The 16,649-nt window shown below is 73.1% G+C and carries 13 protein-coding genes; 5 read left to right on the top strand and 8 right to left on the bottom strand.

What is annotated here, in order from left to right; all coding sequences use genetic code 11:
* The first annotated feature begins 397 nt into the window (after positions 1 to 397).
* Positions 398 to 1,258, top strand: coding sequence for a DUF4351 domain-containing protein (locus tag WMF17_RS28645; protein WP_437644235.1), 861 nt, complete (start codon positions 398 to 400; stop codon positions 1,256 to 1,258).
* A 169-nt stretch (positions 1,259 to 1,427) separates the two neighbouring features.
* Here WMF17_RS28645 and urtE read toward each other — a convergent pair whose 3' ends face one another.
* From urtE to urtA, 5 genes are all read right to left on the bottom strand, one after another.
* Positions 1,428 to 2,129: an urea ABC transporter ATP-binding subunit UrtE gene (gene urtE, locus WMF17_RS28640; RefSeq protein ID WP_437596355.1), complete on the bottom strand. Its 702-nt coding sequence runs from the start codon at positions 2,127 to 2,129 to the stop codon at positions 1,428 to 1,430.
* Positions 2,130 to 2,134: 5 nt separating this feature from the next.
* Complete coding sequence (gene urtD / locus WMF17_RS28635; RefSeq protein WP_437596354.1) at positions 2,135 to 2,956, bottom strand: urea ABC transporter ATP-binding protein UrtD; 822 nt, start codon at positions 2,954 to 2,956, stop codon at positions 2,135 to 2,137.
* 152 nt (positions 2,957 to 3,108) lie between these two features.
* The gene (gene urtC / locus WMF17_RS28630; RefSeq protein ID WP_437596353.1) at positions 3,109 to 4,272 is read right to left on the bottom strand and encodes an urea ABC transporter permease subunit UrtC; all 1,164 of its coding nucleotides are present in this window, start codon (positions 4,270 to 4,272) and stop codon (positions 3,109 to 3,111) included.
* A gap of 14 nt (positions 4,273 to 4,286) precedes the next feature.
* Positions 4,287 to 5,183, bottom strand: a complete 897-nt coding sequence (urtB, locus tag WMF17_RS28625) for an urea ABC transporter permease subunit UrtB (protein ID WP_437596352.1) — start codon at positions 5,181 to 5,183, stop codon at positions 4,287 to 4,289.
* A gap of 148 nt (positions 5,184 to 5,331) precedes the next feature.
* Entirely contained in the window at positions 5,332 to 6,633 is a 1,302-nt protein-coding gene (gene urtA, locus WMF17_RS28620; RefSeq protein ID WP_437596351.1) for an urea ABC transporter substrate-binding protein, read from the bottom strand.
* 681 nt (positions 6,634 to 7,314) lie between these two features.
* Between urtA and WMF17_RS28615 the strand changes: the two genes are divergently transcribed.
* Both WMF17_RS28615 and WMF17_RS28610 read left to right on the top strand, forming a co-directional pair.
* Positions 7,315 to 8,100 carry a hypothetical protein gene (locus tag WMF17_RS28615; RefSeq protein ID WP_437644234.1) on the top strand — a complete coding sequence of 262 codons (786 nt, stop codon included), beginning with the start codon at positions 7,315 to 7,317 and terminating at the stop codon, positions 8,098 to 8,100.
* A gap of 626 nt (positions 8,101 to 8,726) precedes the next feature.
* The gene (locus WMF17_RS28610; RefSeq protein WP_437644233.1) at positions 8,727 to 9,248 is read left to right on the top strand and encodes a hypothetical protein; all 522 of its coding nucleotides are present in this window, start codon (positions 8,727 to 8,729) and stop codon (positions 9,246 to 9,248) included.
* Positions 9,249 to 9,391: 143 nt separating this feature from the next.
* On the opposite strand, the gene WMF17_RS28605 is transcribed toward WMF17_RS28610, so the two are convergent.
* Genes WMF17_RS28605 through WMF17_RS28595 form a run of 3 tightly spaced genes read right to left on the bottom strand, consistent with a single transcriptional unit; the run spans position 9,392 to position 14,068 of the window.
* Complete coding sequence (locus tag WMF17_RS28605) at positions 9,392 to 11,191, bottom strand: hypothetical protein (protein ID WP_437644232.1); 1,800 nt, start codon at positions 11,189 to 11,191, stop codon at positions 9,392 to 9,394.
* Position 11,192: 1 nt separating this feature from the next.
* Positions 11,193 to 12,416: a tetratricopeptide repeat protein gene (locus WMF17_RS28600; protein ID WP_437644231.1), complete on the bottom strand. Its 1,224-nt coding sequence runs from the start codon at positions 12,414 to 12,416 to the stop codon at positions 11,193 to 11,195.
* A 5-nt stretch (positions 12,417 to 12,421) separates the two neighbouring features.
* Positions 12,422 to 14,068 (bottom strand): protein kinase domain-containing protein, encoded by a 1,647-nt coding sequence (locus WMF17_RS28595; RefSeq protein WP_437644230.1) that lies wholly within the window; start codon positions 14,066 to 14,068, stop codon positions 12,422 to 12,424.
* A 313-nt stretch (positions 14,069 to 14,381) separates the two neighbouring features.
* Here WMF17_RS28595 and WMF17_RS28590 point away from each other — a divergent pair, with 313 nt between their 5' ends.
* Together WMF17_RS28590 and WMF17_RS28585 are read left to right on the top strand one after the other, a co-directional pair.
* On the top strand, positions 14,382 to 15,326 hold the full coding sequence (locus tag WMF17_RS28590; RefSeq protein ID WP_437644229.1) for an ATP-binding cassette domain-containing protein: 945 nt from the start codon (positions 14,382 to 14,384) through the stop codon (positions 15,324 to 15,326).
* Entirely contained in the window at positions 15,326 to 16,378 is a 1,053-nt protein-coding gene (locus WMF17_RS28585) for an ABC transporter permease (RefSeq protein ID WP_437644228.1), read from the top strand. Before WMF17_RS28590 ends, WMF17_RS28585 begins: the two co-directional genes overlap by 1 nt.
* Positions 16,379 to 16,649: the final 271 nt, after the last annotated feature.

Below are 16,649 nucleotides of genomic sequence, written 5' to 3'. Positions count from 1 at the left end.
ATTGTCGGCTCTCCGGCGCCCAGCAGGTCGGCCGGCCCGACGGCGCCGGCTCCGCCGTGGCCGTCCGTCACGCGGCTCCGGGGCGCTCCGCGGCCGCTCCCTCGTGTCGAGCGAACCGAGCGCCGAGAGGATACCCGCCAAGCAACTCCGGAAGCACCGCAGGCCGGGCGAGCCGCCCGGCAGCGGGACGCGCAGACTCACGCCATTACGCGCGAGCTGCCACAATGGTGTCTCCATTTCTGCTGCGCAACATCGAATTTTCGAATGCCCTCCTCCGGGAGCGCTGATATCACTCCGCCGTGGGCCACCTCGATGGGGGCGCGAAGCAGACCTTCGCCGCGGAGACCCCGCGCACTCCTGAACTCGACCGCCTGCGAGCAACGTCGCGATGCCCTCCATGGCCCATGAGGTCCTCGTGGATCTCTTCAAGAACCGCCCGTCGCTCGCCGCCGAGCTCCTCGTCGAGGTGCTGGGCGTCCCGCTCCCGCCCTACTCGGGAGCGCGCCTCACCTCGATCGACCTGACCGAGATCCAGCCTGCCGAGTACCGCGCCGACCTCGTCGTCGTCCTGCTCGACGGCGACGCGCCGATCTGGGTGCTCATCGTCGAGGTCCAGCTCGGCATCGATCCACGAAAGCGCTTCAGCTGGCCCGACTACACCATGGGCGCGCGCGCCGCGCACCGCTGCCAGGTGGGCCTGCTCGTCGTCGCGCCCGACCCCCACGTCGCCGCCTGGTGCGCAGCGCCGATCGAGACCGGCATCCCCGGCTTCGTGTTGCGCCCGCCCGTGCTGGGGCGTGAGGCGGTTCCGGTCGTGACGGACCTCGCGGAGGCGGTCCGCCGGCCCGAGCTGGCCGTGCTCTCCGCCCTGGCGCACGGCAGCAGCGAGCAGGGAGCGAGGATCGCCGCCGCCGCGCTGCCCGCGATCCGGGGGATCGAGGAGGACAGGGCCAGGTTCTACGGCGATGTCGTGCTAAATTCCCTGAACGCGGCGGCCCGCCGGGCGCTGGAGGTGATGATGAAGGGCTACGAGTACCAGAGCGATTTCGCGAAGAAGTACGTCGCGCAGGGACGCGACCAGGGTCGCCGCGAAGGAGAGCGTGCCATCCTGCTGCGCCTCTTGCGCGCTCGTTTCGGCGAGCTGCCGGAAGCTGCTGTGGCTCGAGTCGAGGGGGCAGAGATCGCGGTGCTCGAGCAGTGGGCCGAGCGGGTGCTCAGCGCGAAGACCCTCGCCGAAGTGCTGGACGAACCGAGCTGAGGAAACCGCCGGGCCGGCCGGCACGCCGGCTGCGGCTCTTGCGCGCACGTTTCGGCGAGCTGCCAGATCGACGCCTGCTCCGAGCTGACCACCCTGCACCGATGGCTCGATCAGGCGGTGACCTCGGCCAGCGCAGAGGAGGCGCTGGCGTAGGTCGTCGCGCGGCCGCTCACACCGCCAGAAACTCTCTCGCGATCTCGTCGTCGAACTCCGCCACGCTCCCCCGTCGCACGATCCCCCCGTTATCCATGATGAAGTACTCGCTCGCCGTCGAGAGCGCGAAATCAAGGAACTGCTCCACGAGCAGGATCGCCATGTCGCCCTGCTTCCCGAGCCCTTTGATCACCTCCCCGATCTCCTGCATGATCGACGGCTGGATCCCCTCCGTCGGCTCGTCCAGCAAGAGGAGCTTCGGCTTCCTCAGCAGCACGCGCGCGAGAGAGAGCTGCTGCTGCTGCCCGCCGCTCAGCGTCCCTGCCGCCCGCGCCTGAAACTTCTTGAGGATGGGGAACATGGTCATCATCTCTTCCAGCGCCGCCGGGCTCGGCGCGGAGTCGCTCTTCGCCTCGAAGCCCATGAGCAGGTTCTCCCGCACCGTCAGATAGGGGAAGATCCCTCGCCCCTGCGGCACATAGCCGATGCCCGCGCGCGCCCTGTCGCTCGGCGACCTCGAGGTGAGGTCCGCCCCGTCGAGCGCCACCTTTCCGCGCCGCGGCTTCAGCACGCCCATGATCGCCTTGAGCAGCGTCGTCTTGCCGACCCCGTTGCGCCCAAGAAGGCACGATACCCGGCCGGGCGCGACATCCAGGCTGACCTGCGACAGGATGCAGCTCTCTTCGTAGTAGACCGCGAGATCCTCGATCACCAGCATGTTCTCTACCGCTCCTCCGCCGCAGCCGCGGCCGCCGCGCCGCCGCGCGCGCGCCCTGCGTCGTGCGCCCGCCCGAGGTAGACCTCGATCACCTGCGCGTTGCCCTGGACCTCCTCGACCGGCCCCTCGCACAGCCTCCTGCCGGCGTGCAGCACCGTCACCGTGCTCGCGTAGCGCCGCACGAACTCCATGTCGTGCTCCACCACCAGCACCGACCGCTGCTTGGCGATCTCCTGGACGAGCTCCCCCGTGCGGTCGCGCTCGCGCCGGGTCATCCCCGCCACCGGCTCGTCGAGCAGGAGCAGCTTCGGCTGCTGCACGAGCAGCATGCCGATCTCCAGCCACTGCCGCTCCCCGTGCGCGAGCACCGCGGCCCGCAGCTCCGCGCGCCGCCGGAGCCCGATCCGGTCGAGCGTCTCGGCGATCTCCTTCTCCTGCGCCGCGGACAGCCCGCGGAGCAGCCCCGGCGCGCTCTCCCGGAAGCCCATCGCCGCCTCCAGGTTCTCGAGCACCGTGAGGCTGCCGAAGACGGCCGGCGTCTGGAACTTCCGCCCGATCCCCTGCTGGACCAGGGCGTGCTCCGGCAACCTGTGCACCTCGACGGCCTCTCGCCCCGACTCCCCACCTCCGTGGAACACCACACGTCCGCTCGACGGCCGCGTCTTGCCCGTGAGGATGTCGAGCAGCGTCGTCTTCCCCGCGCCGTTCGGCCCGATCAGGAACCTGAGCTCCCCGCGCTGGATGGAGAAGTCGAGCCCGTCCAGCACCTTGAAGCCGTCGAAGCTCACCGTCACCTGCTGGACCTCGACGATGTTGCCGCGGCTCATCCCCTCGCTCCTCTGTTCGTCGTCGCGCTCATTCATCGTCCATCCCCGCGTCCATTCCCGCGTCCATCCCCGCGTCCATCCCCGCGTCCATCCCCGCGTCCATCCCCGCGTTCATTCCCGCGCTCGTCCCCGCTCATCTCCGCTCCTCCCCCTCAGCGCCCGGACGTCGCCGGCACCTCGGTGCGCGCCGCCGGCTCGACCTCGCCCGCCGCCCCGGCCACGGCGGCCTCGCCGAGCGCGCCCGCCCGACCCGCCGCGCCGCCCGCGTGGCGGCGCACGAGCCTCGACCCGTGGCGCCGAAGGAAGCCGGCGACGCCGGTCGGGAGCAGCATGACCGACGCCGCGAAGAGCGCGCCGAAGGCGAGCTGCCACACCTCGGGATACGACTCGCTCAGCGCGCTCTTCCCCAGGCTCACAAGGATCGCGCCGACGACCGCGCCGATCAGCGTGCCGCGCCCGCCGACCGCCACCCAGGTCACCATCTCGATCGACGGCATCACGCCCATCGAGGACGGCGAGATGAGGCCGACCTGACAGACGAACAGCGCGCCGGCGATGCCGGCCATGCCCGCCGACAGCGCGAACACCAGCGTCTTCAGGGTGACCGGGTTGTAGCCGAGGAAGCGCACCCGGTTCTCGTCGTCGCGCATCGCCACGAGCAGGCGCCCGAAGCGCGACTGGGTGAGCCTCCGGCAAAAAAGGTAGAGCGCCCCCAGGCAGAAGAGCGTCACGAAATAGAGCACCGTCTGCGTCGAGGCCGCCCCGCGCGCGAAGCCGAAGATCGTCTTCAGGTTCGTGATCCCGTTCGTGCCGCCCGTGAGCGCCTGCTGGCCGATGAAGAGGATCGACGCGATCAGCGTGAGCCCCTGGGTGATCAGCGAGAAGTACACCCCCTGGACGCGGCTGCGGAAGACGAGGTAGCCCACCGCCGACGCGATCGCCATCGGCAGGAGCACCACGGCGCAGACGGCCACGACCGGCGAGCGGAACGCCTCCCAGAAGAAAGGCAGCGCCTCGAGGCCGCTCCAGCTCATGAAATCGGGCAGGCGCGAGCCCGACGTCTCCAGCTTCAGGTACATCGCCATCGCGTAGCCGCCGAGGCCGAAGAAGAGCCCCTGTCCGAGGCTCAGCATCCCGCCGTAGCCCCAGATGAGGTCGAGCCCGAGGGCGACGATGGCGTAGGTGAGGAACTTGCCGAGCAGGTTCAGCCGGAAGTCCGAGAGCACGAGCGGCGCGACGAGGAGCGGCAACGCCACCGCGAGCGGCGCGCCCCAGGTCCAGAGGAAGCTGCGAAGGGTGGAGTCTCGAAGGGCCATGTCCGTGTCCTCTTCTATCGGGTGCGCAGGGCGAGCAGGCCTGTCGGCCGCCACTGCAAAAAGGCGATCACCAGCGCGAACACGAGCGCCTTGCCGAGCGACGCCGTCGTCGAGAGCTCGAGCAGCGTGTTCGCGACGCCGATCACGAGCGCCGCCACCACCGTGCCGGGCAGCCGCCCGAGGCCGCCGAGGATGACCACCATGAAGGCGTCGACGATGTAGTTCGTCCCGAGCGACGGCCCGATCGAGCCGAGCTGCGTCAGCGCGCACCCCGCGACCCCGGCGAGCCCCGCGCCGAGCGCGAACGTCGCGGCGTCGACCCGGCGCGTGCGGACGCCGAGGCACGAGGCCATCTGCCGGTTCTGCATCACCGCCCGCAGCCGCCTGCCGCCCGCGGAGCGGTGCAGGTACGTGTAGACGGCGACGATGCACGCGATCACGAGGGCGATCAGGAAGACGCGCTTGTAGGGCAGCTGCACCCCGCCCGAGAGCGCGACGCCGCCGCTCAGCCACGACGGGCTCGAGACCTGCACGTTGGACGCGCCGAACAGGCTGCGCGCGGCCTGCTGCAGCACGAGGCCGACCCCCCACGTGGCGAGCAGCGTGTCGAGCGGCCTGCCATAGAGAAAGCGCACGATCGTGAGCTCGAGCAGGAGCCCGAGCACGCCGGCCACGAGGAACGAGGCCGGCAGCGCGAGCAGGAACCAGAGCCCGGCGTCCGTCCCCCCGACGAGCGGCGCAAGGTGCTGCCCGACGACGTACGTCGTGTAGGCCCCCGCCATGATGAACTCGCCGTGGGCCATGTTGATCACGTTCATCAGCCCGAACGAGAACGCGAGGCCCATCGAGATGAGCAGGAGGATCGAGCCCAGGCTCAGGCCGTTGAAGGCGTGGAGGAGAACTTCGTTCATGCTAGAGCACCGAACAGGTTGAGACGCCGCGCAAGAGAGGTAAGAGCCGCAGAGGCACAGCGGGCATCACGACGAGCCCCCTGTGCGCTCTGCGCCTCCGTGGTCGGGCCCTCGGGCTTCGAGGGCGGGACTGCCGCCTCCGGCCGCGCTACTTCGCGGCCAGCTCCTTCGCCCAGGGGTATGCGGCGAGGTACGGGTCCGGCTGGACCGGCTTGCCCGAGCTCCAGACCTCCTGGATGAGGCCGTCCTTGCGCACCTGGCCGATACGCACCGTCTTCCAGGTGTGCTGGTTCTTCCCGTCGAGCCGGACGAGCCCCCCGGGCGCGGCGTACTCGATGTCTCCGGCGCTCGCGGCCTCCTTCACCTTGGCCACCTCCGTGGACTTCGCCTTCTCGACGGCCAGCTTCCAGAGGTAGACCCCGAAATAGCCCGCCTCGATGGGATCGTCCGTGACGCGCGCGGCGCCGTACTTGGCCTTGTACGCCTCGACGAACTTCTGGTTCTCGGGGGTCTCCGTGGTCTGGTAGTAGTTCCACGAGACGAGGTGTCCGGCGATGTTCTCGGCGCCGATGCCGCGCACCTCCTCCTCGGCGACGCTCACCGAGAGGACCGTCATCTTGTCGACCGTGTAGCCGGCGTCCTTGAACTGCTTGAAGAACGCCACGTTGCTGTCGCCGTTCAGCGTGTTGAAGACGGCGTCCGGCTTGGCCGCGCCGATCTTGCTGATGATCGTGCTGACCTCGGTCCCGCCGAGCGGCAGGTACTCCTCGCCGGCGAGCTCGCCGCCCTTCGCCGCGAGCTGGGCCTTGATGATCTTGTTGGCCGTGCGCGGAAAGACGTAGTCCGAGCCGAGCAGGTAGATGCGCTTCTTGCCCTGCTCCAGCAGGTAGTCGATCGCGGGGACGATCTGCTGGCTCGGCTCGGCGCCGGTGTAGAAGATGTTGGGCGACTGCTCGAGGCCCTCGTACTGGACCGGGTAGAAGAGCAGGCCGTTCAGCTCCTCGAACGAGGGCAGCATCGCCTTGCGGCTGGCGCTGGTCCACCCGCCGAACACGACGGCCACCCCGTCCTGCTGGATGAGCTTTCTGGCCTTCTCGTTGAACGTGGGCCAGTCGCTGGCGCCGTCCTCGATCACGGGCGTGATCTGCTTGCCGAGCACGCCGCCCGCCTTGTTGATCTCCTCGATGGCGAGGATCGTCGCGTCCTTCACGGCCACCTCGCTGATCGACATCGTGCCGCTCAGCGAGTGGAGCACGCCGACCTTGATGGTGGCGCTGTCCGAGGCGGGCGCCGCGGGCGCCGTCCCGGGCGCCGGCGCCCCCTCGCCCTCCTTGTCGCAGGCGGAGAGCAGGGCCGCGCCGGCGAGGGCCGCCGCCGCGAAGCAGACCGCCCGCCGCCGAAAGGAGCCCGTCGCCGGCCGCTCCTCAACGTCCAACCCAGACGTGAACATATTCAACGCATCCTCCTTGGGTGCCGGTGCGCGTTCAATGCCCTGCATCGACGCGGCGATCCGACTGCACGAGAGCCGTGGGAAAGCTCGGGAGTCGACAACTGGAGACTCCCGGCTGGACACCGAAGGACCGCCCTGCGCAGCAGGGCTCGGCCCTCGGACAGGGGCCAGCGACACGATGTCGCGGTGAAATGTCTAATGCCGAGTGCCATGTTTCCTCGAGGTTTCCTCGAGATGAAATGTCGACCGGTCGGGCGACGAGGCGCGCTTTCCGCCGGCCATTTGGGTCCCCGATCACAAAGCGAGTCTCGCGCGCGCCGCCTCGACGGCGGCGGCTGCGGGCACGGACGCGGGCCGCGCGCGGGCGGGCAGGGCGGCGCGCGGAAGGGCGAAGGGCAGGGCCGTCCGAGGCGCCTGCGCGGCCGGGCAGGCGTTGGCTCCGGAGCGCCGGCCCCGGCAGCGAGGCGCGCGCGCCACGCCAGGTGTCGCCGGCGCCGATACGGTGTGGGGAGCTCTGGCCTCCGAGCGCACGAGCGCTGAGCGCTCCGGCGCTGTTGCGATGAGGTGCGCTCTCCAGTGCAGTAAAAAACTTGTATCAAGAGCGGTGGAGCCCAGGTACATTGATGGATGCTGTCTGCGCCCTGTGCTCGAGCGACACGGACGGCAGACGGGGTGGAGCGTATGAGAAGCACGAATCACATGCCCGGTGAGACGGATGGGCGATCCGCGAGCGGTGGAGCGACGCCGAACAGCGTCGTGGCCGGGCCGCGGGACGAGAACTCGGTGGTGATCTCCCTGAGCGCGCTGCTCGCGGTGGAGCAGGCAGCGACCACGAAGGTGGCCGGCGCGCGGGTCGATCAGGGCCCGAAGGGCTCCGGGACGGTGGATATCCACGGACCGGCCGCCGGCGATGAACAGGAGCGCAGCAGCTACCTGGATCTCTTTCCGTTCGGCGCGCCCGAGCTGCCGGCGTTCAGGTCGCCTGATCTCACGCCGGTGCCGTCCGAGGTCCCGATCGACCTGCGCCCGTCGCGCGCGCGGCGGGCGGCGGGGGTGCGCTATGGCGTCATGGGCCTCGTCGGCGCCGCGGTCGTCGCCAGCGCGGTGTGGCTCGGCGCCCCGCGCGAGACGCTCCACGCGGCCGCGCAGCCCGGGGTGCGATCCGCGGCGAGCGCGGCGCTGTCGCACCTGCCGAAGGCGGAGGCGAACGCCCCGGCCGCGATCGCGGCGGCGCCTCCGGCAAAGTCGGGCGACAAGGCGAAGGAGCGCGCCGCCCGCGGGGCGAAGGCCCGGCCCGCCGCCCCGGCAGGCGCGGGCAAGGCCGCGGCGAAGCGCACCGGCGGGAGCAGCGGACCGGCCGCCGGCGCCGCCGCACCGCCGCCGAGCCAGGGCGGCGCGCGCGCGGCGAGCGACCCCTGCAAAGGCGACCTCGACTGCGCCATGCGGCGCGCCGCGGGCGGCTCGTAGCGCCGCCCGCCGCGCGGCGATCCAGCGCTCTCCCTTCCTCGCGTGAGCTCAGCGCACTTCGCGTGAGCTCAAAGCAGCTTGCCCGGGCGCCGCGCCGGCGCTCTGGCCTCGGCGGGACAGCCCGGACGAGCCGCGGGAACGCCGGAATGACGCGCTGCTGCAAACCGGCCTGGCTGGGCCGTTCGCTCGCCTGGGCGCTGCTCCCCTGTACGAGGATGCCGCACGAGCGAGCTCTGTCGGCCCCGGTGTCGCGCATGAGCCGCTGAGGACGCCTGCGCTCGTCGTGGTTCCCGGAGAGCAGGTTATCTACGCGACACACTTGATCCCCCACGTCGCCTCCGTGCTAGGATCTGCTCTTGCTTCACAAGTTTGCTGATGGTGGATCGCTCACACGCGCCTGGCGGGCGCATCTCGCGGAAGCGCGCGCTCTTCGAACGCCTCCGGGGGGGCGCCCGCAAGGCGCAGCTGTGAGCACGCAGCGGATACCATCGCGTAAATTTCTGGTGTAGGAACAGAACCCGGCGCCAACGGCGGCGCTGAAGTGCACAGGAAGGGCTGCCGGGCGGCGTCGCTCGACGCGTCCTTCCACATGAGCAGCGCAACTCTTCTTGTCGGAGGATTCATTCATGAAAGCTCTTGGTTTTGCGGCGATCCTGGTCAGCGTGTGTGCGATGGCGGCCTGTACGATCACCGACGGCGACGGCGGCACGGGCGGTGAGGGCGGCACGGGCGGCTCGACGAGCACCTCCACGAGCACCACGTCGGGCGCCGGCGGCGAGGGCGGTGAGGATAGCGGCACGGGCGGTGAGGGCGGGGGCAATGAGTGCTCCAGCCTGGAGGCCCAGGCGTGCATGACCTGCTGTTCTGAAGCACGTCCCAGCGAGACGGAGGCGTTCAATGCGCTGACCTTCTTGCATTGCGGCTGCGCGGCAGAAAGTCGGTGCGCCGCGTTCTGCGACACCACGGATCTCATGACCGACGTCTGCGGCGAAGACGGGGAGGTGAACGTGGAAGTGAGCAACACCGATTGCGAGTTGTGCGTCATCGAGGAGGCGGACACGGGCTCGTGCTACGACGACGCCTACACGGCCTGCGAGGCGGCCGAGGGCTGCCAGGCGCTCACCGCGTGCTTCAACTCCTGCGAGTGATCTACCGCTCTCCGGCCTGACCGGGCAGGACAGGCGGCCTCTCGCAGGTCGCCTGTCGTGTTTTGTGGGCCCGACGCGAAGGTGGCTCCGGGCTCGGCCGCTCTCCTGCGCGACATGGCCGCCTGCTCAGCGCTCCGGGGGCCTCACGGCGCGAGCCGCACCACCAGGATGTCGGCCGCGGTCGACTGCGCCGCGGCGCCGTCGAGGTCCACGCTCCCCTCGACCGTCCCCGCGAGCAGGACGTGACCGCGGTCCACGGAGGCCGCGACGCCCGCCGCCGACCGGCGCCCGCCGCTGCGCCCGGCGCCCGGGCCGAGCCGCTTGCTCCACACGTGGCGCCCCTCGGCATCGAGCCGCGCCGCCACGATGTCGCTGCCGCGGCCGGCGCCGTCGAGGGGGCCGCCGCCGAGATCGGTCGGGCCCTCGACGCTGCCGGCGAGGACGAGCCCGCCGTCCGCCTCGAGCGCGAGGCGCGGCGGCTGCTCCGCCGGGTAGGCCCGGCTGAAGCGGTGCTCTCGCGCGGCCCCGAGCTCGACAACGAACGCCGAGAGCCCCTCCGAGAACAGCGTGCCGCTGCCCAGGTCGAGGAGCCCCTCGAACGTCCCGCTCAGCGCGATCTCGCCGCCCGGCCCGATCTCGATGTCGCCCCCGTACTGCCGGCGGCCGTCACCGAAGGCCAGCGACGCGACGTGCTCGCCGCGCTCGTCGAGCTTGGCCAGGAACACGTCGCTCATCCCCGCGGACGACAGCCGGGGCGCCCCCTCGCCGAAGTCGAGGTCGTCCTCGAAGGTCCCCGTCAGGACCACATCCCCGCGCGCGTCCACGGCCACGCCCGTCGGCTCCTGCGTCCCCGCGCCGCCGAACACCCGCGTCCAGAGGGGCACGCCCGCCGCGCTGAGCCTGGCCACCGCCACGTCGCTCCCGCCGTGCCCGAGGAGCGCCGACGCGACCACGACGTCGCCCGCGGCCGAGACCGCGACGTCCTGCGGTTTGCCGGGGAGCAACGTCCCCCAGCGCAGCCCGCCTCCCGCGTCCAGCTTGACCACGAACCCTTGCTGCGCGGGCGCGGTGAGCCCGGCGGCGCCCATCACCCCCACGAGGTCGCCCGCGATCGCGATCTCGCCCCCGGCGTCCACCGCGAGCGCCTGCAGCGCGCCTTGCCCCTCGTCGACGAGCCGCCGCACCCACGCGACCGCGCCGTCGGCCTCGATCCGCGCCACGAAGACGTCCCGCTCGGCGCCGGTCGCGATCGGCCCGGCGCCGAGGTCGAGGGAGCCCTCGAACTCGCCGCCCAGGATCGCGAAGCCCCCGCGGCCCGCCGCGAGCGCCCGCGCCCGCTGCTGACCGGAGCCGCCGAGGAGCGCGCCGAGGAGCCCCCCGGGGAGCACCGCGCCGCAGTCGCCGCCGCCGCTGCAGTCCTCGTCGGCCGGCGTCGTGCAGTCCTCGGCCCGCGGCGTGACCTCGCCGGTGCAGGCGCCCCAGCGGCCGTCGCCGCCGCAGGTGCGCCGGCCGGCGCTGCACGCGCCGACGCCCACGGTCCCCGGCGGCCCGCCGTAAGGGCACACCTCGACCGTCCCCGGGCCGCAGGCGCAGACCTCGCCGTCGCCGGCCGCGGGGTCGCCGGCGTCGCCGTCCGCCTCGTCGACCGCGCCGTCGCAGTCGTCGTCGGCCGCGTTGCCGCAGCGCTCGGGGGCGGGCGTCACCTCGCCCTCGCAGGGGCCGTAGCCGTCGCCGGCGGCGTTGCATCGCCGGAGGCCCGTCTGGCAGGCGCCGATCCCCTCGGTCGTCGGCGGCCCGGTGTAGCAGGCGACGGCCGAGAGCGGCTCGCAGCGCTCGTCGACGAGGAGGCCGTCCTCGAGGCCGAGCAGCGTGTTGCACCCGGCGCAGCCGAGCGCCACGAGCGAGAGGCGCCCGCCGATCCCGATCGCGCCGCGCGCGCCCACGTCAGTAGCTCCCGCCCACGACGAGCGAGAACGCCCCGGGGCCGGCGGCGGCCGCCGCCGTGGCGCGGTGCGCGGGCGGGGCGGCGGCGCGGGGCGGCGCGGTCCAGAGGAGCAGGCCGGCCGCGAGCAGCGCGGCGGTGCCGGCCGAGAAGGCGATCGTCGAGGCGGTGCCGGCGGACTGGGCGTCCTCGCGCAGCGCGACCCCGGCGGCGTCGCAGCGGTTGCGCGCGTCGCAGTGGCCCCGGTTCGAGGCGTCCCGGCGGGCGATCGCCTCCGCGCCGAACACGGCGCCGAGGCCGAGCCCCACGAGGCCGGCGCCGCCGGTCGCGAGCGCGATCATCCGCTGCGCGCGGCCGCCGGTGTCGCCGCCGTCGCCGCGGCCGGCGCTCCCCAGGACGGGAGGCGCCTGCCGGCGGGGGCCCGGCAGCGCCGCGGAGAGCGCGCGCGGGGGCGGCTCCTGCTCCAGGGGGGGCACGTGGATCACCACGCGCGCGCCGTCCGGCGGGACGGCGCGCGCGGTGGACCAGCGCCTTCTGCCGGGCGCACGCGCCTCGACCGTGTGGGTCCCGGGATCGACCGGGAGCGCCTGCCCCCACTGGGCGGGCAGGATCAGCACGCCGTCGCGCCGGATCTCCAGCCCCGGCGCGGCGCCGGCCGCGGGCGGCTCGATCGCCATGCGCGAGAGCCGCGGCTCGAGCGCAGCCGCGAGCGCAGCCGCGCGCGCGGCGCGGGGGTCGCCCGCGCTCTTCGCGATGGCCGCGGCCTCGCTGAAGACGTTCCAGGCGCCCGCGGTCCTGCCCGCGCGCGCGAGGCACTCGCCGAGCCGCAGGAGGAGGTTGATCGCCGTCGGATCGAGGGTCCTGCCCTGTTCGAGCACGGCGCACGCCTCGGCGACGCGCCCCGCGTCGAGCAGCTGTCGGGCGACCTGATACAGCGCGAGCACCTGCTCCTTGTGTCCCCCGGGCTGACCCGGGTTGGGCTGACCCGGGTTGAGCTGTCCCGGGTTGGGCTGTCCCGGGTTGAGCTGTCCCGGGTTGAGCTGTCCCGGGTTGAGCTGTCCCGGGTTGAGCTGTCCCGGGTTGGGCTGTCCCGGGTTGGGGGGCCTCGAGCCGGGCTCGGAAGCCGCCCCGCTCGCCGGCGAGAGCGACAGCGACAGCGCCGCGAGGGCGCAGGCGAGCCGGCGCGGGCGCGAGCTGCAGACCTTCGGGAGAGCTCCTCGGCGCATGGCGATCACCAGGGGCTGTCCGGCGCCCCCACCGTCGGAGCGTTCGCGCCGAGGCTGGGCCCTGCCACGTGGACCGGAGCGCCGGCCGCGGAGTCCCGACCGGGCGGCGGCGCCGCAGCAGACGACGTCGTGGGCGCGGGCCCCGGAGCGGCCTGCGCCGGGGCCGCCTGCGGCGCCAGGCCCTGCGGCGCCAGGCCCTGCGGCGCCAGGCCCACCCGCGTCCCGGCCGCGAGCGCCGCGCGCGCGGGCGCGCGCGACGGCCTCCCTGCGTTCGCCCGCGCGAGCGGCGCCCCCCTCGCGGGTGCGACGGGGCCGGCGCCGTCGAACGCGGCCGGCGGCGCATCTCTCGCGTCGGGTTCGGGCGCGCCGCACGCGCCGCCGTGCGGCGCGCCGCCAGCCGCGGCGCGGGGCGCGTGGAGCGGCCCGCCTGCCACGGGGGTCCCCTGCGGCTCCGCGGCGAGCCCCTGCGGCACCGCCGCGAGGTGCTGCGCGCCGGCGCGGTCGGTCCAGGTGACCCCCCCCGTGCGCGGCCACCCGGGCGGAAGGACGGTCATGGCCAGCGCGGCGCTCGCGGAGAAGGCGCCGGCCGCCAGCCATGCCCGCCTGGGGCGGCGGAGGACCCCGGACCCCTGCGCCTCGGACGGCCGAACGGCGGTCGCGGGCGGCCGGAAGGCGCTCGTGGGCGGCCGGAAGGCGGTCGTGGGCGGTCCCTCGTCCAGCCATGTGAACGTCGGCTGGCTCCGCTGGACCGCCGTGGGCAGCGTCGCGTCGGGCGGCCCGCGCAGCGCGAACGGCGCGAGCGCGGTCGCGAGCTCGCGGGCCGAGGCCGGACGGCGGGCCCGGTTCTTCTCCAGGCAGCCCATCACGATCTCCTCGAACCCCTCGGGCAGATCGGCGCACACGTTCCGGAGCGGCCGGGGCGCCTGCTCCGACACCACGAGCACGAGCTGCTCCAGCGTCTCCGCGCCGAACGGCAGCGCGCCGCTCACGAGCTGGTACAGCACGACCCCGAGCGCCCACAGGTCCGCGCGCAGATCCACGTCCTTGGGCGTGAGCATCTGCTCGGGCGCCATGTAGCGGCGCGAGCCCATGACCGACCGCGCCGTCGTCATCTCGAGCCCGTCCTCCTCGGGCCTCGCGCACGAGAACTTCGCGACGCCGAAGTCGAGCACCTTGATGAGCGGCGTGCCGTCGGTCCGGTACGTCAGGAACAGGTTCGCGGGCTTCAGATCCCTGTGCACCATCCCGAGCGCGTGCGCCTCCATCAGCGCGACGCAGGCCTGACGGACGTACTCGGCCGCCTCGTCCACCGGCAGCCGCCCGCGGCGCTCCACGATCGAGCGGAGATCGTTGCCCGAGAGGTGCTCCATCACGATGTACGGGACCGGCAGCGCGATCCCCGGCCTCGGCGCGAGCGCGCCCAGGTCGTGGACCCGCGGCACGTGCTCGGTCTTCAGCCGGAACATCCCGCGCGCCTCGCGCTGGAACCGCCTCAGCAGCGCCGCGTTGCCGCAGTGCTCCGCCCGCATGAATTTGATCGCCACGAGCTCGCCCAAAGACAGGTGCCGCGCCGCGACGACGGCCCCCATCCCGCCGATCCCGAGCAGCCGCTCGACCCGATAGCGGTCCGCGATGACCTCGCCGCAGTGCACGGGCACCACTCCCTCTTCATCGCTCACTACGCGCCCCCCACTCCGTCGCTCTGAGATTGCAGACCGACCAGCCACGATCTCGGACCGGATGGTTCCTTGCAGGGCCACGCTCGTCGCGCTTACCGCAGGCTCTGCTGAGATTCGATTCTCCGGAGAGGCAATGCGTCGCGTCGCCTGTCGAATTTTCCGGCGCTCCTGTGGGCGCTTGCAGGCGCGCTCCGTGCGCCGCGGGCGATCCGGAGCACGTCTCCGCCCCGCACGCGCCGCCCGGCCGTTGCGCGCGGCGGTTCCTTTTCGGCGTTCCTTGCGATACATGCGCCCCGTGTCTGGCTCTCCCGCCCTGGTCTGCCGCGGCCTGGTCAAGCGTTACGGCGATGTCGTGGCCGTGAACGGGCTCGACCTCGAGGTGCGGCGCGGCGAGTGCTTCGGCCTGCTCGGCCCGAACGGCGCGGGCAAGACGACCACGGTGGAGATCCTCGAGGGGCTGACCCGCCCCGACGCCGGGGAGGTCGAGGTGCTGGGCGAGCGCTGGGCGGGGGACGGCATCGCGCTGCGCCAGCGCCTCGGCATCCAGCTCCAGGAGACGCGCTTCCCGGACAAGCTCCGGGTCCGCGAGGTGATCGCGCTGTTCCGCAGCTTCTACCCGCGCGGGCTCGAGCCGGAGGAGGCGCTGCGCTGCGTGTCCTTGCAGGAGAAGGCGGGCGCGTTCGTGCGCGGGCTGTCGGGCGGGCAGAAGCAGCGGCTCTCGCTCGCCTGCGCGCTCGCGGGCGACCCGGAGGTGCTCTTCCTCGACGAGCCGAGCACCGGCCTCGACCCGGCGTCGCGCCGCGAGATCTGGGACGTCGTCGAGGACCTGAAGGCGCGCGGCCGCACGATCCTCCTGACCACGCACTACATGGAGGAGGCCGCGCGGCTCTGCGACCGCGTCGCGATCGTCGACCGCGGGCGGCTGCTCTCGCTCGGCACGCCGGCGGCGCTCGTCGCGTCGCTGGGCGCCGAGCACGTCGTGGAGGTCGAGGTGGACGGCGAGATCGCCGAGGAGGAGCTCAGGGCGCTGCCCGGGGTGGAGGCCCTGCGCTTCGCGGACGGGGCGCTCCGGCTGACGGTGCGTGACGTGGCGCGCGTGCTCCCGCCGCTGCTCGCGCTCTGCGCCGCGCGCGGCGCCGCGCCGCGCCGGCTCGCGACGCACCACGCGAGCCTGGAGGACGTGTTCATGGCGCTCGCCGGGCGGAAGCTCGCGGGCGAGGAGGCGGCGTGATGGCGCGGTGGTTCCGCTCGCTGCGCGGCGCGCCGCTCGTGCTCCTCATCCGGGCGCGGGTGGCGGAGTTCCTGCGCGAGCCCGAGGCGCTCTTCTGGATGCTCGTGTTCCCCATCCTGCTCTCGTCGGCGCTGGCCGTCGCGTTCCGGGACCAGGCCGCGGCGCCGCTGCCGGTGAGCGTCGAGGTGGGCGCCGGGGCCGAGGCGCGGCGCGCCGCGCTCGAGGCCTCCGGGCAGGTCGTCGCCCGGGTGGTCCCGCGGGAGCAGGCGCAGCAGGAGCTCCGGGCCGGCAAGGTCGCGCTGGTCGTGCTGGCCACCGATCCGCCCACGTACTGGTTCGATCCGACGCGGCAGGAGAGCCGCATCGCCCGGCTCGAGGTCGACGAGGCGCTCCAGCGGGCGGCGGGGCGCGCGGACGCGTTCCGCCCGGCAGCGCTCGAGATGACCGAGAGGGGCTCGCGCTACATCGATTTCCTCGTGCCCGGGCTGCTCGGCATGAACCTGATGTCGACCGGGATCTGGGCGATCGGCTTCTCGATCGTGCAGCAGCGCATCGGCAAGCTCCTGAAGCTGTTCGTGGCGGCGCCGATGAAGCGCTGGCAGCTCCTTGTCGCGCACCTCGGGGCGCGGCTCGTGTTCCTGGCGATCGAGGTCATCGCCTTGCTGCTGTTCGCGGTCCTCGCCCTCGGCGTGCCGATCGCCGGCTCGCTCGCCGCGCTCGCGCTGGTCATCGTGGTCGGCGCGCTCTCGTTCGTCGGGCTCGGCCTGCTCATCGCGGCGCGGCCGCGGACGCTCGAGGGCGTCTCGGGCCTGACCAACCTGGCGATGTTCCCGATGTGGATCTTCTCCGGCGTCTTCTTCTCGACCGAGCGCTTCCCGGCCGCGGCCCAGCCCTTCATCCAGGCGCTGCCCCTCACCGCGCTCAACGACGCGCTCCGCGGCGTGATGCTCGAGGCCACGCCCCTCGCCGCGCTCGCGCCCGAGCTCGCGGTGCTGGTCGGCTGGGGCGCCGTCTGCTTCGCGCTCGCCCTCAAGCTCTTCCGCTGGCAGTAGCCCGCGCTGCCGCCGCGCTCGGGCCTTCCGGCCGGGCGGGTGCTTCCCTGCCAGCAGCGCTTCCGCAGCGCTGGTGGTCCGGTGCTGCTCCCGCAGCACGCCGTCGTCGCGCCGGGGGCGGCGGTGCCTCGCTCTGCGCCGGCGCGCCCGTGGTCCCGCTCGCGGGCACGCCGCTTGCGCTCAGGCAGGGCAAGCAAGGCACGCAGGGCACGCACGGCGCGCAGGACGGCACGTCCGCGCGCGAGCGCCAGCACCGAGACCGAGGACAACC

The organism is Sorangium sp. So ce362, assembly GCF_051519845.1.
In the GTDB taxonomy this organism is placed as follows: domain Bacteria; phylum Myxococcota_A; class Polyangia; order Polyangiales; family Polyangiaceae; genus Sorangium.
This window is presented reverse-complemented; position numbering and strand designations above follow the sequence as displayed.

Coding starts and splice junctions, on each gene's coding strand:
- WMF17_RS28645 (WP_437644235.1), top strand. CDS start 398: ATGGCCCATGAGGTCCTCGTGGATCTCTTCAAGAACCGCCCGTCGCTC.
- WMF17_RS28585 (WP_437644228.1), top strand. CDS start 15,326: ATGGCGCGGTGGTTCCGCTCGCTGCGCGGCGCGCCGCTCGTGCTCCTC.
- WMF17_RS28610 (WP_437644233.1), top strand. CDS start 8,727: ATGAAAGCTCTTGGTTTTGCGGCGATCCTGGTCAGCGTGTGTGCGATG.
- urtE (WP_437596355.1), bottom strand. CDS start 2,129: ATGCTGGTGATCGAGGATCTCGCGGTCTACTACGAAGAGAGCTGCATC.
- urtC (WP_437596353.1), bottom strand. CDS start 4,272: ATGGCCCTTCGAGACTCCACCCTTCGCAGCTTCCTCTGGACCTGGGGC.
- urtA (WP_437596351.1), bottom strand. CDS start 6,633: ATGTTCACGTCTGGGTTGGACGTTGAGGAGCGGCCGGCGACGGGCTCC.
- WMF17_RS28600 (WP_437644231.1), bottom strand. CDS start 12,416: ATGCGCCGAGGAGCTCTCCCGAAGGTCTGCAGCTCGCGCCCGCGCCGG.
- WMF17_RS28615 (WP_437644234.1), top strand. CDS start 7,315: ATGAGAAGCACGAATCACATGCCCGGTGAGACGGATGGGCGATCCGCG.
- urtB (WP_437596352.1), bottom strand. CDS start 5,183: ATGAACGAAGTTCTCCTCCACGCCTTCAACGGCCTGAGCCTGGGCTCG.
- WMF17_RS28590 (WP_437644229.1), top strand. CDS start 14,382: ATGCGCCCCGTGTCTGGCTCTCCCGCCCTGGTCTGCCGCGGCCTGGTC.
- urtD (WP_437596354.1), bottom strand. CDS start 2,956: ATGAGCCGCGGCAACATCGTCGAGGTCCAGCAGGTGACGGTGAGCTTC.